Origin of the sequence: Aquincola tertiaricarbonis, from assembly GCF_000969605.1 — a bacterium.
Lineage (GTDB): Bacteria > Pseudomonadota > Gammaproteobacteria > Burkholderiales > Burkholderiaceae_C > Aquincola > Aquincola tertiaricarbonis.
On sequence record NZ_JZUE01000068.1, the window covers coordinates 1 to 1677 of the forward strand.

The 1677-nt window shown below is 72.3% G+C and carries 1 protein-coding gene; it reads left to right on the forward strand.

Translation table 11 applies throughout. The features are described 5' to 3' along the window. A partial coding sequence (locus VO99_RS27405; protein WP_046116145.1) for an ABC transporter ATP-binding protein occupies positions 1 to 1677 on the forward strand: 1677 nt, incomplete at its 3' end.

A 1677-nucleotide genomic window follows, 5' to 3' on the forward strand; every position in this document is an offset into this window, starting at 1 on the left:
GTGACCCCCTCCCCCCTCGCCTTCCTCTTCGGCTATGTGAAGCGGCGGCCGTGGCATTTCGGCTGGCTGCTGGCGATGGTCGCCACCGCCGCCGGCTGCGCCGTCGGCGTGCAGTACGGCATGAAGCTCATCGTCGATGCGATGGGCGTGCGCGACGTCGATGCCGTGTGGCGCTGGCTGGCCTTGTTCATCGCCCTCATCACGGCGGAAAGCATGCTGTGGCGGCTGGGCGGCTGGCTGGGCTGCCGCACCGTGGTGGCCACCGGCGTGGACATCCGGCTCGACCTGTTCCGCCACCTGGCCCAGCATCCGATGCGCTACTTCGCCGAGCACCTGTCGGGCGCGCTGGGCAACCGCGTGACGGCCACGGCCGGCGCCAGTGGCGCGCTGTTCGGCACCTTCGTGTGGCACATCCTGCCGCCATGCGTGGACTTCATCGGCGCCATGGTGGTGCTCTCGCACATCGACCCGCGCATGGCCATCGCGCTGGTGGCCTTCGTGGCGGTGGTGGCCCTGCTGATCACCCGCGTGGGCCACCGCGGCCGGCCGCTGCACCAGGCCTTCGCCGAGCAGGGCAGCAAGGTGGGCGGCGAGCTGGTGGACGTGGTGAGCAACATCTGGACGGTGAAGGCCTTCTCCGCGCGCGAGCGTGAATACCGCCGCCTGCGCGAGGCCTTCGGCATCGAGGCCCGCGCCCAGCGCCGCAGCTGGATGTACCTGGAGAAGGCGCGCGTGCTGCACGACCTGTGCCTGTGGCTGATGGCCGGCGGCATGCTGGCCTGGGCCATCCACGGCTGGAGCCTGGGCCGCCACACGCCGGGCGACGTGGTGGTGATCAGCGCGCTGACCTTCCGCATCCTGCATGGCTCGCGCGACCTGGCGCTGTCGCTGGTGGATGCCTCGCAGCAGTTCGCGGTGATCGGCGAGATGCTGGGCGTGATCGCCAGGCCGCACCAGGTGGCCGACCGGCCCGGCGCGCCGCCGTTTCACCCCGCCGGCGGCAGCATCCGGCTGGCCGGCGTGTGCTTCGGCTACGAGAGCGACCAGGGCGGCCATCCGGTGTTCCACCGCTTCGACCTGGCGATTCCCGCCGGCCAGCGGGTGGGCATCGTCGGCCCCTCCGGCGCCGGCAAGAGCACCCTGCTGGCGCTGATCCAGCGGCTGGAGGACGTGCAGGGCGGCACGGTGGAGATCGACGGCCAGGACGTGGCCACGGTGCAGCAGGACAGCCTGCGCGAGGCCATCGCCATGGTGCCGCAGGACATCGCGCTGCTGCACCGCTCGGTACTGGAGAACATCCGCTACGGCCGGCCCGACGCCACGCTCGCCGAGGTGCAGGCGGCCGCCCGCGCGGCCCATTGCCACGACTTCATCGAGGCCCTGCCCGAGGGCTACGACACCCTGGTAGGCGAGCGCGGCGTGCGGCTGTCGGGCGGGCAGCGCCAGCGCCTGGGCATCGCCCGCGCCTTCCTGAAGGACGCCAGCATCCTGCTGCTGGACGAGGCCACCGCGGCGCTGGACAGCGAATCGGAGCACGAGATCCAGCTGGCGCTGGCGCGCCTGATGCGCGGCCGCACCGTGGTGGCGGTGGCGCACCGGCTGTCCACCGTGGCCTCGTTCGACCGCGTGGTGGTGATCGACGGCGGCCGCGTGGTGGAGGACGGGCCGCCGCAGAGC